Source organism: Thermophilibacter mediterraneus, assembly GCF_900119385.1.
Taxonomy (GTDB): domain Bacteria; phylum Actinomycetota; class Coriobacteriia; order Coriobacteriales; family Atopobiaceae; genus Thermophilibacter; species Thermophilibacter mediterraneus.
Map to the genome: position 1 here is coordinate 172,338 of NZ_FPKO01000008.1, position 17,026 is coordinate 189,363.

Consider the following 17,026-nt stretch of genomic DNA (forward strand, 5'->3'; position numbering starts at 1 on the left):
CCTCGCTATACGCGTCATCAGAACAAGTATAGCATCCGTGCGTCACGCGCCGGCGAGAAACTCCATCGCGCGCAGGCGGGCGTCGAGGTGCGTGACGGCCCAGGAGTGCGAGAGCGCGAGCAGCAGCGCCGCAGTCTGGCCGTCCACCTCGGCGGCGAGCAGCTCGTCAAAGGTGCAGGCGAGCGTCGCGCGCAGCCACGCCAGCTCGCCGGCAGAGAGCGCCTCGGCGCCGGCCACCTCGCGCGCGCAGCTCCCGCACAGCGCGCCGCCGGCCGCGGGCGAGAAGAACGCGACGTCGGCGTCCCCGCAGGCGCAGCACGCCGCGAGCTCCGGCCGCCAGCCGCCGTGCGCGAGCACCTTCCACGCATATGCGGCGACCACGAGGTCGAGGTGCGCGCGGTCGGGAGCCTCCTCGCAGGCCCCGAGGGCGCGCGAGCAGATCGGGCGGAGGAAGGGGTCCGGGGCGTCCTCGAAGCAGGTGAGCCGCGCGACCTCTGCCACGGCGCTCGCCGCCGCGACGCGCTCGTAGTCGCCGCGCAGCCCGGCGTGCGGCTCCACGAGCGAGGCCTCGCTCACCACGTCGAGCGAGCGCCCGGCGGCGAGAAGGAAGTCCGTCTCGCAGAAGAGCTCCACGCGCGCGGCGAGGCGCCCGCCGGGCTTGCGCGCGCCCTTGGCAACCGCGCGCAGCTGCGAGCCGTCCTGGCCGAGCAGCGTGAGGATGAGGTCCGCCTCGCCGAGCTTGGTCCGGTCGAGCACGATGGCACGGGTGCGGTAGGTGCGCCTCCCCGCCATGCGCTAGCCCTCGTCCAGCCCGTAGCCCAGGCGGCGGATCTCGCGCTGGTCGCGGCGCCACTGCGGCGCCACGCGCACCGTGAGGTCCAGGAACACCTTGCAGCCGAGGAGCCGCTCGATGTCGCGGCGGGCCTCGATGCCCACGCGCTTGATCATCTGGCCGCCGCGGCCGAGCACGATGCCCTTCTGCCCGTCGCGCTCCACGAGGATCGTGGCGCTGATCGAGGCGTGGCCGTCGTCGGCGTACTCGAGCTCCTCGCAGAGCACGCCCACGGAGTGCGGCAGCTCCTGGCGCAGGTGCAGGAAGAGCTTCTCGCGCACGAACTCGGCGACGAGGTCCTCGGGCGTGGCGTCGACGTCCATGTCGTCCGGGAACCACTTGGGCCCCTCGGGCAGGTGCTCCGAGACGAGGCCCACGAAGGCGTCCACGTTGAAGCCCTCGGTCGCCGAGACCACGAGCTCGTCGTCGAAGCGCGCCAGGGCGCGGGCCGCCTCGAGCTGGGCGGCGACCTGCTCGGGGCCGGCGATGTCGGCCTTGGTGAGCACGAGCAGCTTGTAGTCCGCGTCCGCCCGATCGACGTGGCGGGCCACCCACTCGTCGCCGCGGCCCACGGGCTTGGTCGCGTCCACGAGGAAGGCGACCGCGTCGGCGTCGGCGAGCTCGGCGAGGGCGGCGCGGTTGAGCTCGCTGCCCAGGGCGTCCTTGGGCTTGTGCAGGCCCGGCGTGTCGATGATGACGAGCTGCGAGAGCGGCGTGTTGATGACGGCCCGCATGCGGCGGCGCGTGGTCTGCGCCACCGGGCTCGTGATGGCGACCTTCTCCCCCATGCAGGCGTTGAGCAGGGTGGACTTGCCCGCGTTGGGGCGTCCCACGAGCGCCACGAACCCGCTCCTGAAGGTCGGGGCCTCCGCGGGCGCGGCGCTCCTGTCGGCGTACTTGTCGCTCATGCGTGTCCTCCCGGGGCGTGCCCCACTAGTTGACGATTGCGTTTGCGTAGACGAGCACCCCCACCACGGCCACGACGAACGAGAGGAACCACACCGCGGCGGCGGCGATGTCCTTGGCGCGGCCCGCGAGCGGGTGGAACTCGGGCGAGACGAGGTCGACCACCGTCTCGACGGCGGTGTTGAAGAGCTCGGCCATGATGACCACCGCGCAGCAGAGAAGGACGATGGCCCAGCTCAGGAGGTCGATCTGCAGCACCACGCCCGCGACCACGGCGAGCGCGCCCACGGCGAGCATGACCTTGATGTTGCGCTCTGTGGTGACGGCGGTCCTGAACCCCTGGATCGCGAAGAGGAAGCTCCTCCTGAAGTCGGGGTGGTCGCTCTTGGAGCCGGGGATCATGCCTCGTCGTCCCCACGGTGGCGCGTCAGCACGACGTGGTCGATCGGCGCGTCGCACGGCATGAGGGCCAGGAGCTCCTCCTCGCGCGCCTCCATGCCGGCGGCCTCCTCCTCGTCGAGGTGGTCGTAGCCGAGCAGGTGCAGCAGGCCGTGGGTGAGCAGCAGCCTGAACTCGTCGGCCTCCGTGGTGCCGAAGTCGGCCGCCTGGCGCGCGATGTAGGCGGGCGCCAGGACGATGTCGCCGAGCTCGCAGGGCTCCCCGGGAGCGAGCGACGGGTCGTCGGGGCGCTCGCACTCGAGCGAGATGACGTCGGTGGCGCGGTCGACGTCGCGCCAGGCGTCGTTGAGCGTGCGGATGCGCCCCTCGCTCACCACGGAGATCGAGACCATGCAGGGCCGCTCGACCCCCTCCTCGCGCAGCACGAGGTCGCAGTCCGAGCGAATCTCGTCGTCGGGGATGGGGGCGCGCACGCCCTCCTCGCACGAGAGGTCGTACTCGTTATCCATGGCTCTGCTCCTTTGCCTTTGCCGCGGCGTCCGCCGCATAGGCGTCGACGATGCGCGCCACGAGCGTGTGCCGCACGATGTCGTTGCGGTCGAGGTCGACGAAGGACACGTCGTCGACGTCGGCGAGCACGCGCCGGGCCGACTCGAGGCCGCCCACGCCCGCGAGGTCGCGCTGCGAGGCGTCGCCGGTCACGACGAACTTTGACGAGAACCCCAGGCGGGTGAGGAACATCTTCATCTGCTCGGGCGTGGTGTTCTGCGCCTCGTCGAGGATGACGAAGGCGTTGTTGAAGGTGCGCCCGCGCATGAACGCGAGCGGGGCGATCTCGATGACGCCCTGCTCGATGAGGGCGTTGCCCTTGCCCATGTCGGTCATGTCGAAGAGCGCGTCGTAGAGCGGGCGGACGTAGGGGTCGAGCTTCTCCTCGAGCGTCCCGGGGAGGTAGCCGAGCGACTCCCCCGCCTCGACGACCGGGCGCGTGAGCACGATGCGCCCCACCTCGCGGCGCTTGAGGGCGGCGACCGCCATCGCCATGGCGAGGTAGGTCTTGCCGGTGCCGGCGGGGCCGATGCCAAAGGTGACCGTGTTGCGGCGGATCGACTCGACGTAGCGCTTCTGGCCGGCGGTCTTGGGCCGGATGGCGCGCCCGTGATAGGTGAGCAGGATGTCGTCACCGCTGAGGTCGAGCCGCTCGGCGCCGTGCCGGACCTGGTCGACCACGAGCTCGACGTCGCTGGGCGCGGGGGTCTCGCCCGCCTCGACGAGGCGGATGAGGCGCGAGAAGACCGAGGTGACCTGGTCGACGACCTCGGTGGGGCCCGAGACGCTCACCTGGTTGCCGCGCACCGAGATCATCGCGTCGAAGCTGGCCTCGACGCGGCGCAGCAAGACGTCGGCGGGGCCCATGAGGACCGTCGGGTCGACGGAGTCCGGGATGGTGAGGCGAACCTGCGTTGGCTCCATGCTCCTCCTGTGACGACGTGGCCGGCGGGCGTCGCGACGGGCGTCCCTACGACGATGATACCCGAACGCGGCGCGGCGGGGGCGGGCCCACGGGGCGCGGGGCGCCTACAGGGGCTCGGTCTCGAGCGTGGCGTCGCCGCGCACGCCGGTGACGCGCACCCGCACGAGCGAGTCGACCGGCAGCGCGGGGTCGACGGCCGCGTCGAACAGGCCCCCCGAAACGCCGCGGCCGGGGGACTGGACCACCACGAGGTCCTTCTCGCCCACCAGGGAGCGTGCCTGCGCGAGCCGCATCTCGTCGGCGAGCTCGCGCGCCCGGCGGCCGCGCTCGGCCGCGACGGGGGCCGGGACCTGCCCCGGCATCGTGGCGGCAGGCGTGCCCGGGCGCCTCGAGTAGCGGAAGACGTGCATCCTGGCGAAGCGCATCTCGCGGCAGAAGGCGAGCGACGCCTCGAACTCCGCGTCCGTCTCGCCGGGGAAGCCCACGATGAGGTCGGTGCCGAGCGCGATCCCGGGCACCGCCTCGCGGGCGGTCGCCGCGACGCGCCGGAAGAGGTCGGTGCGGTAGACGCGCGCCATGCGGCGCAGCGTCTCGTCGCAGCCGGACTGCAGGCACACGTGCAGGAAGGGCGCCACGCGCTCCCCCGCCGCGGCCATCACCGCGCAGAGCTCGGGCGTGACGTCGGGAGGCTCGATGGACGAGAGGCGGATGCGCTCGACGTCGGTGCGCTCGAGCAGCAGGTCGAGCAGCCCCGGCAGCGCGAGGTCGCCGGCGGCCGCGTCGCGGTAGCTCCCGAGGTTGATGCCGGTGAGCACGACCTCGCGGGCCCCGCGGGCCCGGGCCTCGCGCACGGCGAGAAGGACCTCGTCGGCCGCCAGCGAGCGGGCGCGCCCGCGGGCGCGCCAGACGATGCAGTAGGTGCAGCGGTTGTCGCACCCGTCCTGGATCTTGATGCCGGGGCGCGTGCGCCCGGTGGGCGTGGGGGCGTCGCGGTGCGCGGGCGCGGCGCAGGCCTCGGCGGGGTCGTCCCCGGCGGGAGCCGGCGCCTGGGGGGCGAGGCCGAGCCCCTCGATGACGCGGGCGGCGACGCGCGCCTTGTCGCGCTCGACCACGACGCCCGGCGCGAGCGCCTCGAGCTCGTCGGAGAAGAGGTTGGCGACGCAGCCCGTCGCCACCACGAGCGGCCGCTGGGGCAGCGTCGCCACGCGGCGGACGGCCTTTCTCGTCTTCGCCTCGGCCTCGCCGGTGACGGCGCAGGTGTTCACGACGACTGCAGCCGCCTCGCGCTCCCCCACCACCTCGGCGCCCGCGCGCTCGAGCTCGGACGCCATGAGGTCGAGCTCGACGCGGTTGACGCGGCAGCCGAGGTTCACGAGCGCGACGCCGGGGCGCCGCGCCGGGGCGGGGCCGGACGTCGTCGGCGGGGCGGGCGTCACCTGCGGCCCCTGAACGGGTTCTTGGGGGCGTGCCAGCGCTCCTTGGCGAAGTGCTCGGCGGCGTTCTCGGCCGCGGCGGAGAAGCCCTCGCGCTCGGGGCCGCCCTCTGCCTCGCCGCCCTCCGGGGACGACTCGTCGAGCGCGCGCTCCGCGACGAGCGCGGCCACGTCGAGCAGCTGCTTCTTGGTGAGGTCGCGCGGGGTCTCCACGTGCACCACGGCAACGAGGTTGCCGCGGGCGATCATGCCCATGCGCGGCATGCCCTTGCGCTCCACGACGACCTGCTGCCCGAACTGGCAGCCAGCGGGCACCTCGACGGTGACGCGCTCGCCCTCCATGATGCCGTCGAGCGACACGGTGGTGCCCACGATCGCCTGGAGCGCGTCGACCTGGACGGTGCAGTAGAGGTCGTCGCCGCGGCGCTCGAAGCGGTCGGAGTCCGCGACCTCCACGCTCACGACGAGGTCGCCCGACGCGTCCCCGCGCACGCCCGCCTCGCCCTTGCCGGGCACGGTGATGGTCTGCCCCGAGTGGACGCCGGCGGGCACCTGGACCTCGACCTTCTCGCGGGAGGGCGTGCGGCCCTGGCCCTCGCAGGTCTCGCAGGGGTGGTCGATGACCTGACCCTGGCCGTGGCAGACGGGGCAGGTGGCCTGGGTCTGCATCTGGCCGAAGATCGTGCGCTGGACCTCGACCACGCGACCGGTGCCGTGGCAGCGCTCGCACGGGCGCATCCGGCCGCCCTCGGCGGCCCCGGTGCCCCCGCAGTCCTCGCAGGGCGCGAGGCGCGTGTAGGCGACGGTCTTCTTGCAGCCGGCCGCCGCCTCCTCGAGGGTGATCGAGAGGCGGATGCCCATGTCGCGGCCGCGGGTGCGCGCGGCCGAGGCGGCGCCGCGCGCCCCGCCGCCGAAGAAGGAGTCGAAGATGTCGCCGAAGCCGAAGCCCCCGCCGCCGAAGATGTCGGACACGTCGACGTAGTCGGACCCGAAGCCCGCGGGGCCCGCGGGGTCGCCGTAGCGGTCGTAGTTGGCGCGCTTCTGGTCGTCGGAGAGGACGGAGTAGGCCTCGTTGACCTCCTTGAAGCGCTCCTCGGCGTCCGGAGCGTCCGAGACGTCGGGGTGGAGCTTGCGCGCCTTCTTCAGGAACGCGCGCTTGATCGTCTTTGCATCGGCGTCGCGAGGCACCTCGAGCACCTCGTAGTAGTCCTTCTTCGGTTCCACGTGCATACTCCAGAGTCCGTGCGTACTGACTGCCCAGGGCCTTATACCCTAAAAAAGGCGGGGACCGCCCCCGCCTCCCACAAAGCTATCACTTTTCTTAAGAGGCGGCGGCCCGCGGGCGAGAGGGGCCCGCGGGCCGCGCCGCCACTAGAAGTAGTACGGGTACCCCATGTACCCCACGCGCCCCATGCCGGAGGTGCACGAGAACATCATCGCGAACACGAGCGCGATCATGAGGCCGTTCGACGCGCCGTTCGCCACCGCGATGCCCGCGTTCCTCCACCAGCGCGGGCGCGCCTTCACGCCGTCGCGGACCACGAGGAAGATGCCGACGACGACCGGGAGCGCGACGAGCAGCGCGAGCGACGCGAGCGTCCTCGTGAGCAGCCCCACCACCAGAAACGGCAGCGCGAAGCCGATGAAGTTGAAGCCGCTGGCCTGCGAGCGGGTGAGGCGCTCCTCGGGCACGCAGACGCGGCAGACGAAGTCGCCCGCGGTCGAGCCGTTCGTGCCCGCGTTGCCCATGCCGCCCACGCGCACCTCGTCGCCGTCGTGGCTGCCCGCGGGGACGTCGACGACGACCTCGCTCGCGCTGATGGTGCGCCCCGAGCCGCCGCAGCTGTGGCACGGGTCCGCGACGACCTTGCCGGTGCCCTCGCACTCCGGGCACGTCATCATCATCACGCCGAACAGGCCCGTGTCCACGGTGATGTGGCCCGACCCTCCGCAGGTGGGGCAGGTCTCGGGGTGCTCCGCCTGGACCGAGCCCGAGCCGTGGCAGACGTCGCACGTCGCGTATCGCTGGTAGGTGATGCCGCGGCGCGTGCCCGCGGCGGCGGCCTGCGCGTCGAGCGTGAGCTCGTAGACGACGTCGGCGCCCGCGCGCGGGTTGTAGGAGCGCGAGCGGCGCTGGCGAGAGCGCGACGACCCCGAGAAGCCGCCGCCGAAGGGTCCCCAGCCGAAGGGGCTCCCCCCGAACGGGTCCGCGTAGCCGCCCCCCGCGGGCGACCCGTAGGGCGCGCCGGCCCCGGCGAACGGGCTGCCGGACCGCATGGCGTCGTAGCGCTTGCGCTTGTCGGGGTCCGAGAGCACGGCGTAGGCCTCGGAGACCTCCTTGAAGCGCTCCTCGGCGTCGGGCGCCTTGTTGACGTCGGGGTGGAGCTTGCGGGCCTTGGTCTGGAAGGCCTTGCGGATCTCCTCGGTGGACGCGTCCTTCTCGACGCCGAGAATCGCGTAGTAGTCCTTGTCGTTCATGGATGCCATGTGGCATGTCTCCCTGCTGGCGATACGTCACAGATGGGGAGAAGTATACCCGCGCGGCGCCCCGGGCAACCCCCGGGCACGGAATCCGCGCAGTTCGCGGGCTCGAGCGGGGGCGAGGGCGAGGGCGTGGGCGTGGGCGTGGGCGTGGGCGCAGCCTAGTCCGAGAGCTCCATCTTGCGCCAGCTCACGCCGCAGCGGTCGAGGATGTTCTTGGAGATGCGGTTGTCCTCCGTGCCGTCGTACTTGTCGTCGAGGTAGACCACCTCGCCGATGCCCGCCTGCACGAGCGTCTTGGCGCACTCGTGGCACGGGAAGAGCGTCACGTAGACGGTGGCGCCCGTCATGTCCCTGAGGGTGCCGCGGTAGTTGAGGATGGCGTTGGCCTCGGCGTGGATGACGTAGTTGTGCTTGTCGTAGAGCGGGTCGTCGGCGATGCCCCAGGGGAACTCGTCGTCGTTGAGCCCGCGCGGCGTGCCGTTGTACCCGACGCTGAGGATGCGGTGGTTGGTGTCGGCGATGCAGGCGCCCACCTGCGTGTTGGGGTCCTTGCTGCGCAGGCTCGCGGCGACGGCGGCCCTCATGAAGAACTCGTCCCAGCTGATGACGTCAGTGCGCTTGCCCGGCATGACTCCCCCTCCCGACGGCGTCCGTGCAGCTAGCATGGCGCAATTGCGCGACGCGCGCAAGGGGTGGGAGGAGGGCGCCGTCGGCGGCGGGCGGGCCCCTCGACGAGGAGCCATCCCTCGTCGACACGCGCAAACCCTAACGCTCAGGTCGAGACTTAGCTTGAGGGTCGTCGATAGTTCGGACGAGCGCGGCGGCGTCCGTCAGTCGTCCGCGGCGAGCCCCCACATGAGGCCGTAGAGCTCGTTGCCGAGCAGCCACCCGCGCTCCGTGGGCGCGAGGCGGCCGTCGGGCGCCCATGCGACGAGGCCCCGCGTCAGCGCCTCGTCGACCGCGGCGCCCACGCTCTTCTCGCCCGACGCCTCCCGAGCGCGGGCGAGCAGCTCCGGGCCGACGCCGCGGGTCATGCGCATGCCGAGCATGAGGTCCTCCGCGATGGCCTCGCGCCGGGAGAGGCGCTCGACCTCGAAGCTCGCGGCCTCGTCGTCGCGCTGCACGTAGCGCACGCGCGCCACGCCCGGGCCCGCCGACTCGCCGCCCAGAAGCGCCGAGAGGCCGTCCCACTCCGGCGCCGAGAGCATCCCCGCCGCGGAGCGGCCGACCCCGAGGTAGCTCTCCCCCGTCCAGTAGGCGACGTTGTGCGCGCACTCATGGCCGGGCCGCGCGTAGCTCGCGACCTCGTAGGGCGCGTACCCCGCCGCGACGAGCTCCCGGCGCGCCTCGGCCATGCACCAGGCCTGGAGGTCCTCGTCGGGCTCGAGCGCGGGGTCGGCCTCGGCGCGCCGGGCGAGCGGCGTGCCCTCCTCGAGCGTGAGCGGGTAGACCGAGACGTGGTCCGGCCCCGCCGCCACAGCGCCCGCGAGCGTGCGCCGCCAGCTCTCCCCCGTCTGGCCGGGCAGGCCGCACATGAGGTCGCACGAGACGTCCAGGCCCGCCGCCCGCGCCCGCGCCACGGCCTCGAGCGCCCCCTCGGCCGTGTGAAGGCGCCCGATCGCCGCGAGCTCGGCGTCCTCCAGGCTCTGCACGCCGAGCGAGACGCGCGTGGCGCCCGACTCAGCGAGCGCCGCGGCGAGCTCGGCCGAGAGCGACTCCGGGTTCGCCTCGCACGTGAGCTCAGAGGGCGAGCACCAGGCGCGCACGCGGTGCACGAGCTCGGGCAGGCGGTCCCCCAGCACCGTGGGCGTGCCACCGCCCACGTAGGCCGTCCGCACGTCGGCGAGCGCCCCGGCGTCGCCGAGCGCGTCGACGCGGGCGAGCAGCGCCTCGAGGTAGCGGTCCGCCGCGGCGTCGAGCGCCGCTCCGCGCAGCGCCCGCGAGTCGAAGTCGCAGTACGCGCACCTCGCGTGGCAGAACGGTATGTGCAGGTAGAGCGCGGAGACCATGGATCGCCTCCCGACGTGGGCCGTCATCTTCCTATAATCCTCGCACCTCGGGCCGTTGGCTTCCCAAACCTCGCAGCTCGGGCCGTTGAGTTCCCAAACCTCGCACCTCGAATTTCTCTAATTGGTGAAATTAATATTCTAGATGTACTTATCATCATAAAAGTAATTCAAGAGAGAAGGTGCGAGGCTTGGGGCCTCTGCGGCGGGTTTCCGGGGTTTGGCGGCCGCCGCGGCGGGGGCGAGAAGGACGGGGGGTCTCGACGGGCGCCGCGAGACGCGCTAGCACGCCGCGGCTCGCACCTCGCTCGCCACGGCGAGGAAGTCCCCGGCGGTGACGCAGCTCATGGCGGCGTTTCTCCACCGGGCGGCATCGGGCATGCCCTTGAAGTACCAGCCCGCGAGGCTCCTCGCGCGCTTGAGGTGGGCCCCGGTCGCCTCGAGCAGCCGCACGTGGCACTCGAACGCGGCGAGGCGCTCGGCGACGCAGGGCGCGTGGCCCGAGAAGACCCACGGGTTGCCGTAGGTGCCGCGGGCCACCATCACGGCCGTCGCGCCGGTCTGCGCGAGCGCGCGCATCGCGGCGTCGTGCGAGAGCACGTCGCCCGAGGCGATCACGGGGACCGACACGGCGTCCGCGACGCGGTCGATGACGCCCCAGTCCGCCTCGCCGTGGTACATCTGCGTCGCGAAGCGCCCGTGCACCGCCACCGCCGCGGCGCCCGCCTGCTCCATCGCGCGGGCGAACTCGGGCGCGACCTCCCGTCCGGCGTAGCGCCCGCGGCGGATCTTGACCGTCACGTCGACGCCCGGCGCGCCCTCGCGGCACGCGGCCACGATCTCGGAGGCGAGCGCGGGGTCCTCGAGCAGCGCGGAGCCCTCCCCCTTGCGCGTGACCTTGGGCACGGGGCACGCCATGTTGACGTCGATGAGCGCGAGGCGCCCGCCCAGGCGCTCGGCCACGCGGCCCGCCGACTCGCGGAAGAGCTCCGGCCTGCTGCCGAACAGCTGCACGGCGAGGTCCGGCTCCCCGTCAGCGGGGTCGACGAGCTCCCAGCTCTTCTCGCCGTAGTGGAGCCCGGCGCACGAGACCATCTCGGAGTAGGCAAGGTCCGCCCCGCCGGCGCGCGCCATCATGCGGTACGCCGCGTCGGAGACGCCGGCCATGGGAGCCATGAGCAGCGGGTGCGCGGCGAGGCGCTCGGCGAGCGGGCGGTCCCTCTCGTCGCCGGCGAACGGGGCCGCGACGGGGGCGAGTCCCGCGGCCGGCCCGTAGGAGGCCAGCACCTGGGAGGGCGTCACTGGTCGTCCACCTTGAGGACGGCGAGAAACGCCTCCTGCGGCACCTCGACCGAGCCGATCTGCTTCATGCGCTTCTTGCCCTCCTTCTGCTTCTCGAGGAGCTTGCGCTTGCGGGAGATGTCGCCGCCGTAGCACTTGGCGAGGACGTCCTTGCGCACCGCCTTGACGGTGCTGCGCGAGATGATCTTGTTGCCGATGGCGCCCTGGATGGGGACCTCGAACTGCTGGCGCGGGATGATCTCCTTGAGCTTGTCGCAGAGTCCGCGCGCGAGCTGGTAGGCCTTGTCGCGGTGCACGATGAAGCTGAGGGCGTCCACCTCGTCGCCGGAGAGCAGGATGTCGAGCTTCACGAGGTCGCTCGCGCGGTAGTCGCTGAACTCGTAGTCGAGGCTCGCGTATCCCTTGGTGCGGCTCTTGAGCTGGTCGAAGAAGTCGAGGATGAGCTCGGCGAGCGGAATGTCGAAGTGCATCTCGACCGACTTCTCGGTGAGGTAGATCATGTCCTGCGTGATGCCGCGGTGCTCGATGGCGAGCTGCATGACCGCGCCGGTGTACTCGGGCGGCACGATGACCTTGGCCTTGAGGAAGGGCTCCTCGATGTGGTCGATGCGCGTGACGTCGGGGAGGTCCTGGGGGCTGCGCACCTCGAGCATGGTTCCGTCGGTCCTGTAGACGTGGTAGTCGACCGAGGGCGAGGTCGCGATCAGGGAGAGCGAGAACTCGCGCTCGAGGCGCTCCTTGACGACCTCCATGTGGAGAAGCCCCAGGAAGCCCACGCGGAACCCGAAGCCCAGGGCCACCGAGGTCTCGGGGCTCCAGGTGAGCGACGGGTCGTTGACGCGCAGCTTCTCGAGGGCGTCGCGCAGGTTCTCGTAGTCCTTGTTGTCGATGGGGAACAGGCCCGTGTAGACCATGGGCTTCGCCTCGCGGTAGCCCGGCAGCGCCTCGGCGCAGGGGCGGTCGCGGTACGTGAGGGTGTCGCCCACGCGCACGGCCGCCGGGTCCTTGAGGCCCGTGACCACGTAGCCGACCTCGCCCACGCCGAGCTCGCCCACGGGCGTCTCGGCCGGGCGCCGCACGCCGACGCCGTCCACGAGGAAGTCCTCGCCCGACTGCATCATGGTGAGCTGGTCGCCCTTGGACACGTGGCCGTCGAAGACGCGCACCGTGGCGACGACGCCGCGGTACTCGTCGAAGTAGGAGTCGAGGATGAGAGCCTTGAGCGGCGCGCCGTAGTCGCCCGAGGGGGGCGAGACGAGCATGACGATGGCCTCGAGCAGGTCGTGGATGCCCTCGCCCGTCTTGCCCGAGACGCACACCGCGTCCTCGGCGGGGATGGCGAGGTCCTCCTCGATCTCCTCCTTGACCTCGTCGGGGTGCGCGCTCGGCAGGTCGATCTTGTTGATCGCGGGCACGATGTCGAGGTTGGCGTTCATCGCGAGGTTGGCGTTGGAGACCGTCTGCGCCTCGACGCCCTGCGTGGCGTCGACCACGAGCACGGCGCCCTCGCACGCGGCGAGGCTGCGGCTGACCTCGTAGGTGAAGTCGACGTGACCCGGCGTGTCGATGAGGTTGAACTGGTAGCTCTGACCGTCGTCGGCGTCGTAGGTGACGCGGACGGCGTTGGACTTGATGGTGATGCCGCGCTCCCGCTCGATGTCCATCGTGTCGAGCAGCTGGGCCTCCATGTCGCGCTCCTCTACCGTGTGGGTGAGCTCGAGGATGCGGTCCGAGATGGTCGACTTGCCGTGGTCGATGTGCGCAACGATCGAGAAGTTGCGGATATGTGAGGTATCGTTGGTAGCCATGTGGTGAATGATAGCGAAGATGCGGCGCGCGTGCTATACTCGCGTGGTTGACCTCGCCGTGTCTCAGCACAGAGGCCTCACATTGAATGGGAACCGAAAGGAACAGCACGTGGCTAACATCAAGTCTCAGAAGAAGCGCATCATCACCGCTGAGAAGGCGCGTCAGCGCAACCGCGCGGTCCGCTCCGAGCTCAAGACCGCCGTCAAGAAGGTTCGCGTCGCCGTCGAGGCCGGCGACGCCGCAGCTGCCCAGGACGCCGCCAACAAGGCGAGCCGCCTGCTCGACAAGGCCGCTTCCAAGGGCATCATCCACAAGAACCAGGCCGCTCAGCGCAAGAGCGGCGTCCAGAAGCTCGTGAACACCATCAAGTAGTTCCGCGCCTCTCCCTTTGACTCGAGAGCGGACCCGGGGTGCTGCCCGGGCCCGCTTTTTTCATGCCGGCCCGCGCTACGCGACGCCGCAGACGTGCGAGATGAGGCGCACCATCACGGAGCCCTCGTCGGCGCCCGACTTGAGGGCCCGCTCGGCGGCGGCGCACTCCCCCAGCAGTCGCTCGAGCTCGCCCGGGGCAAACCCCCGCGACCACCGCACGTAGTTTCTCACCTGCCAGTCCTGCTTCTTGAGCTCGCTCGCCACCGCCTGGGCCTGCCCGCGCGCGTCGAGCGAGCGCGCGCAGACGAGCTCGCGCAGGCGCCCCGTCACGAGCGAGAGGAGCCCGAGCGCGGAGCCGTCGAGCAGCCGGTGGAGCGCGAGCGCCCGGTGCGCGTCGCGCTCGGAGAGCCGGTCGAGGAACTCCCACGGCTTGACCTCGGCCACGCGAGCGACGTTGGCCTCGACGAAGGGGCGCGTGATCGTGCCCGCCCCGCCGAGGAGCGCGGCGAGCGTCGCGAGCTGGGTGTCGAGCATCGTGGTCGACTCCCCCACGCGCGCCACGAGCTCGCGCGCGGCGTCCGCGGCGATCTGCACGCCGTGGGCCGAGGCGAGCTTCTGCACGTAGGGCGGCAGGTCCCGCCCCTTCTTGGCGGCGCACTCGATCACGGTTCGCGGGCCGACCTTTGCGACGGCCTTGTAGAGGCGCGTGGTCTTCGCGAGCGTCGTCGCCACGAGCGCGAGCGTGCAGCTCTCGTTGGGGTTGGCGAGGTAGCCGACGATGGCCTCGGAGACGGCCTTGGGCAGCTTCTCGGCCGACTCGATCACCACGACGCGGCGGTCCCCGCCCATGGGGAGCGTGTTCAACGAGGCGAGCACCGAGACGTCGTCCATGTCCCCCGACGCGGTGAGCTCCTCGAGGTTGAAGGCGGAGAAGGGCCCGTCCACGCGCGCCCTGAGCCGGGCGAGGGCCTGCTTGCGCTTGAGCTCGTCCGGCCCCACGATGAGGTACGCCGGAAGCAGCGCTGGCCTGTCAGCCATGTGAGCCTCCCCTCTCGCGGCACCGGCGGCCGCGCCTCGTCACGCCCCGCGCGCGGCGGGCGGCGTCGCGCCGTGCCCGGCGGCGACCGAGGCCCGAGCCGCGACCGTGGCCACCCAGTGTAGCACACGCCACCCGCGCCCCCACCCCGCCGCGGGAGCGACGTCAGGGCGGTGGGCCCCTCCGGCAGCTGACCCGCGGCCCCTCGACGCCGGGCTCCACGGTGACGTCCCCCGCCTCGATCGTGCACAGGAAGGTCGAACCGACCCCCTCGAGCGCGGCGACGCAGGCGGGGTCGGGGTGACCGTAGCGGTTCCCCGCCCCCGCGCTCGCGACGCTCACCTCGGGGTCGAGCGCCGCGGCGATCTCGGGCGTGACCGAGGCGGCGGAGCCGTGGTGGCCGACCTTGAGCAGGTCGACGTCCCCGACCTCCCCGCGCTCGATGGCGGCACCGGTCTCCTCGCGCTCCGCGTCGGCGGCGAGCAGCGCGGTGAGCGAGCGGTCGCCGTCGTCGAAGGTGAGCAGGAGCACGAGGGACCCCTCGTTGCCCTCGCCCCCGGCCGGCTCGAGCGGCGAGACGACCCTGAGCTCGAAGCGGCCCACGCGCAGCGCGTCGCCGTGGCCGACCTCGGCGACGGGGAGGTCGCGCGCGCACTCGGGGGCGGCCGCGCCCTCCGGAACCACCACCCCTCCGACGCCCACGGCGCCGAGCACCGCCTCGAGCCCGCCCGCGTGGTCGGCGTGCAGGTGGGTGAGGACCACCGCGTCGAGGTGGGTGACGTGCGCGCGGGCGAGCGCCTCCGCCACCGCGTCCCCGGGCCCGGTGTCCACGAGCGCGGACGCGGCGCCGTCCGTGACGAGGATGGCGTCCCCCTGCCCCACGTCGAGCACGCACACCCGGGCGGGCGCGAGGAGGCGCCAGCGAAGCGCCCACGCAAGGCCGCAGGCGGCGAGCGCCCCGCACGACGCGAGCACGGCCCGGCGCGAGACTCGCGGCCACCACGCGAGCCAGACGGCGAGAATGACGACGAGCGCCGCGAGCGCGGGCCCCTCCTCAACGCTGACCGGCACGCAGGCGAGCGGCAGGGACGCGAGGGCGCGAAGGGCGACCATGAGGCAGGACCCCACGGCGTCGCAGCAGGCGAGCGCGACCGCCTGGGCAGGCGGCGCCCAGACGAGGCACGCCGCGGCCAGCCCGAGCGAAAGCAGTGCCGAGAAGAGCGGCGCGAGCACCACGTTGGCGAGCGGCGCCACGAGCGAGAGCTGCGCGAAGGCGGCGCAGGTGAGCGGCATCGTCACCACCTGCGAGACGAGCGTGAGCGAGAGGGCGCCCTCGGCGTCCGAGCGCGCGCGGGCGAGCGCCCGACCAAGGGCGCCGCGCGGGCGGGGCGGCGCCGGCATGACCGCGCCGACCACGTAGCCGGCGTACGGGCCGAGCGCGCAGATCCCGCAGACGCAGGCGACCGAGAGCACGAAGCCGAGCTGGCCCGTCACCCCGGGGTCGGCGAGCGCCATGGCCAGCCCCGCCGCGGAGGCGGAGCTCAGCGGGTACGACCTGCGCCCGAGGAGCCCCGCGGCCTCGGAGACGACCGACATGGCCCAGGCGCGCACCGCGGAGGCCGGCGCGCCGCAGAAGACGACGAACGCCCCCGTGAGCGCGAGCAGGGCGAGGGCGCGCGCGACGGGCGGCAGGGCGGCGCGTCGCAGCAGGCGCGCGGCGAGGGCGCACACGAGCACGAGGTGGCCGCCCGAGACGGCGACCAGGTGGGAGACCCCGCACGCGGCGAAGACGTCGCCGAGGCCGCGCCGCGACATGGCCGACGTGGAGCCGCAGACGGTCCCCGCGAGCAGCGCCCGCGCGTCGGACGACGACGCGTCGAGGCTCGCGAGGACGGCGCGCCTCAGCCGCAGCACCGCCCCGCGCGGGCCCGCGGCGTCGACGCGGGAGAGCGTGCGCACGACGCGAACCGTGCCGACGAGGCCCTGGGAGCGCGAGCTCGCGCCCCACTCGTCGTCGGCGTTGGGCGAGAAGCGCCCGACGCAGCGCAGGGTCGCCCCGAGCTCCTCCGGCTCGTCGGCGAGCAGCCACCCCCCGCCGAGCGCCCGGCCGCCGCCGAGCACCTCGGCGCGCCCGCGCCAGCCCGAGGCCCCCTCGGACATGTCCGTCTCGACGCGCAGCTCCCAGGCGGACACGGGGCTCGAGCCGAGCCGCGACGAGAGCTCGGCCTGCCGCGCGAGCTCGCCCGCCGACGCGAGCGCCGCCGCGACCGAGGCCGCGCAGACGAGCGCGACGGAAAGGAGCGGGCGCCCCGCCGCCCCGGCACCTGGGCGCGCCACCGCCCGTCGCACGCGGGCGAGCGCGAGGACGGCCAGCGCCGCGCCAGAGACGAGGGCGAGGGCGGCCGCGGACGACGCGAGGGCGCGCGGTTCGGGCGCGAGCGCGAGCGACGCCCGCTCGAGCGCGACTGCCGCGACGAGCGCCCAGAGCAGGGGCGGGAGCATGGGGCGCTCGGGGCGCTCGGGCTCAGACACAGACCATCGCCTCGAGCTTGGCGAACTTCTTCTCCCCGATGCCCGAGACGCGCATGAGGTCCTCGGGCGTCGAGAAGGGCCCGTTGCGCTCGCGGTCCTCGATGATGGCGCGAGCCGTGGCCTCGCCCACCCCGGGCAGCGCGTCGAGCTCCTCGACGCCCGCGGTGTTGAGGTTGACCGGGGCCGCGGGGGTCGAGTCGGCGCCTCCCCCAGCGGCGTCGCCCGCGACGTCGCCGGCCGCGGCCGACGCCCGCTCGCCCTCGCGCGGGACGTGGAGCTTCTCGCCGTCGACGAGCGGCGCCGCGAGGTTCACGCCCGTGGTGTCGGCGCCCTCGGAGAGCCCGCCGGCGGCGAGGATCGCGTCGTTGGCCCGGGCGCCCGCGGGCAGGGCGTAGACCCCCGGCGCCGCCACCGCGCCGTCCACGTGGACGACGACGGTCCC

At 72.9% G+C, this 17,026-nt stretch carries 16 protein-coding genes; 1 reads left to right on the top strand and 15 read right to left on the bottom strand.

Annotated features, from left to right (window positions below; translation table 11 throughout):
* Nucleotides 1-42: 42 nt before the first annotated feature.
* The 12 genes from recO to lepA form a co-directional block, all read right to left on the bottom strand.
* Nucleotides 43-792 carry a DNA repair protein RecO gene (recO, locus tag BQ7106_RS02960; RefSeq protein ID WP_072371045.1) on the bottom strand — a complete coding sequence of 250 codons (750 nt, stop codon included), beginning with the start codon at nt 790-792 and terminating at the stop codon, nt 43-45.
* A gap of 3 nt (nt 793-795) precedes the next feature.
* The gene (era, locus tag BQ7106_RS02965; protein ID WP_072371048.1) at nt 796-1,740 is read right to left on the bottom strand and encodes a GTPase Era; all 945 of its coding nucleotides are present in this window, start codon (nt 1,738-1,740) and stop codon (nt 796-798) included.
* Between the two features lie 25 nt (nt 1,741-1,765).
* On the bottom strand, nt 1,766-2,140 hold the full coding sequence (locus BQ7106_RS02970; protein WP_072371050.1) for a diacylglycerol kinase family protein: 375 nt from the start codon (nt 2,138-2,140) through the stop codon (nt 1,766-1,768).
* Nucleotides 2,137-2,646 (bottom strand): rRNA maturation RNase YbeY, encoded by a 510-nt coding sequence (gene ybeY, locus BQ7106_RS02975; RefSeq protein WP_072371054.1) that lies wholly within the window; start codon nt 2,644-2,646, stop codon nt 2,137-2,139. The genes BQ7106_RS02970 and ybeY overlap by 4 nt, the downstream gene beginning before the upstream one ends.
* Entirely contained in the window at nt 2,639-3,610 is a 972-nt protein-coding gene (locus BQ7106_RS02980) for a PhoH family protein (protein ID WP_072371057.1), read from the bottom strand. Before BQ7106_RS02980 ends, ybeY begins: the two co-directional genes overlap by 8 nt.
* 105 nt (nt 3,611-3,715) lie before the next feature.
* The gene (locus tag BQ7106_RS02985) at nt 3,716-5,047 is read right to left on the bottom strand and encodes a MiaB/RimO family radical SAM methylthiotransferase (protein ID WP_072371060.1); all 1,332 of its coding nucleotides are present in this window, start codon (nt 5,045-5,047) and stop codon (nt 3,716-3,718) included.
* A complete protein-coding gene (gene dnaJ / locus BQ7106_RS02990; RefSeq protein ID WP_083526859.1) occupies nt 5,044-6,273 on the bottom strand; it encodes a molecular chaperone DnaJ in 1,230 nt (409 codons plus the stop codon). Before dnaJ ends, BQ7106_RS02985 begins: the two co-directional genes overlap by 4 nt.
* Nucleotides 6,274-6,414: 141 nt before the next feature.
* The gene (locus BQ7106_RS02995) at nt 6,415-7,530 is read right to left on the bottom strand and encodes a DnaJ domain-containing protein (protein ID WP_072371063.1); all 1,116 of its coding nucleotides are present in this window, start codon (nt 7,528-7,530) and stop codon (nt 6,415-6,417) included.
* A 155-nt stretch (nt 7,531-7,685) separates the two neighbouring features.
* On the bottom strand, nt 7,686-8,156 hold the full coding sequence (locus BQ7106_RS03000) for a deoxycytidylate deaminase (protein WP_072371066.1): 471 nt from the start codon (nt 8,154-8,156) through the stop codon (nt 7,686-7,688).
* 201 nt (nt 8,157-8,357) lie between these two features.
* Nucleotides 8,358-9,563, bottom strand: coding sequence for a radical SAM family heme chaperone HemW (hemW, locus tag BQ7106_RS03005; RefSeq protein WP_240307415.1), 1,206 nt, complete (start codon nt 9,561-9,563; stop codon nt 8,358-8,360).
* A gap of 252 nt (nt 9,564-9,815) precedes the next feature.
* Nucleotides 9,816-10,835, bottom strand: a complete 1,020-nt coding sequence (locus BQ7106_RS03010) for a tRNA dihydrouridine synthase (RefSeq protein ID WP_072371072.1) — start codon at nt 10,833-10,835, stop codon at nt 9,816-9,818.
* Nucleotides 10,832-12,643, bottom strand: a complete 1,812-nt coding sequence (lepA, locus tag BQ7106_RS03015; RefSeq protein WP_072371075.1) for a translation elongation factor 4 — start codon at nt 12,641-12,643, stop codon at nt 10,832-10,834. The genes BQ7106_RS03010 and lepA overlap by 4 nt, the downstream gene beginning before the upstream one ends.
* Before the next feature lie 109 nt (nt 12,644-12,752).
* Here lepA and rpsT point away from each other — a divergent pair, with 109 nt between their 5' ends.
* Nucleotides 12,753-13,016, top strand: a complete 264-nt coding sequence (gene rpsT, locus BQ7106_RS03020; RefSeq protein ID WP_072371079.1) for a 30S ribosomal protein S20 — start codon at nt 12,753-12,755, stop codon at nt 13,014-13,016.
* 75 nt (nt 13,017-13,091) lie between these two features.
* On the opposite strand, the gene holA is transcribed toward rpsT, so the two are convergent.
* From holA to BQ7106_RS11135, 3 genes are all read right to left on the bottom strand, one after another.
* The gene (gene holA / locus BQ7106_RS03025) at nt 13,092-14,054 is read right to left on the bottom strand and encodes a DNA polymerase III subunit delta (RefSeq protein ID WP_072371082.1); all 963 of its coding nucleotides are present in this window, start codon (nt 14,052-14,054) and stop codon (nt 13,092-13,094) included.
* A 163-nt stretch (nt 14,055-14,217) separates the two neighbouring features.
* Entirely contained in the window at nt 14,218-16,584 is a 2,367-nt protein-coding gene (locus BQ7106_RS03030; RefSeq protein ID WP_072371085.1) for a ComEC/Rec2 family competence protein, read from the bottom strand.
* On the bottom strand, nt 16,577-16,996 hold the full coding sequence (locus BQ7106_RS11135; RefSeq protein WP_083526860.1) for a ComEA family DNA-binding protein: 420 nt from the start codon (nt 16,994-16,996) through the stop codon (nt 16,577-16,579). Before BQ7106_RS11135 ends, BQ7106_RS03030 begins: the two co-directional genes overlap by 8 nt.
* Nucleotides 16,997-17,026 lie beyond the last annotated feature (30 nt).

What these genes read in the sequence shown, in the direction of transcription:
- dnaJ (WP_083526859.1), bottom strand. Translation starts at nt 6,273, where the DNA reads ATGCACGTGGAACCGAAGAAGGACTACTACGAGGTGCTCGAGGTGCCT.
- recO (WP_072371045.1), bottom strand. Translation starts at nt 792, where the DNA reads ATGGCGGGGAGGCGCACCTACCGCACCCGTGCCATCGTGCTCGACCGG.
- hemW (WP_240307415.1), bottom strand. Translation starts at nt 9,563, where the DNA reads ATGACGGCCCACGTCGGGAGGCGATCCATGGTCTCCGCGCTCTACCTG.
- ybeY (WP_072371054.1), bottom strand. Translation starts at nt 2,646, where the DNA reads ATGGATAACGAGTACGACCTCTCGTGCGAGGAGGGCGTGCGCGCCCCC.
- holA (WP_072371082.1), bottom strand. Translation starts at nt 14,054, where the DNA reads ATGGCTGACAGGCCAGCGCTGCTTCCGGCGTACCTCATCGTGGGGCCG.
- BQ7106_RS02995 (WP_072371063.1), bottom strand. Translation starts at nt 7,530, where the DNA reads ATGGCATCCATGAACGACAAGGACTACTACGCGATTCTCGGCGTCGAG.
- BQ7106_RS03000 (WP_072371066.1), bottom strand. Translation starts at nt 8,156, where the DNA reads ATGCCGGGCAAGCGCACTGACGTCATCAGCTGGGACGAGTTCTTCATG.
- BQ7106_RS02970 (WP_072371050.1), bottom strand. Translation starts at nt 2,140, where the DNA reads ATGATCCCCGGCTCCAAGAGCGACCACCCCGACTTCAGGAGGAGCTTC.
- BQ7106_RS02980 (WP_072371057.1), bottom strand. Translation starts at nt 3,610, where the DNA reads ATGGAGCCAACGCAGGTTCGCCTCACCATCCCGGACTCCGTCGACCCG.
- era (WP_072371048.1), bottom strand. Translation starts at nt 1,740, where the DNA reads ATGAGCGACAAGTACGCCGACAGGAGCGCCGCGCCCGCGGAGGCCCCG.
- lepA (WP_072371075.1), bottom strand. Translation starts at nt 12,643, where the DNA reads ATGGCTACCAACGATACCTCACATATCCGCAACTTCTCGATCGTTGCG.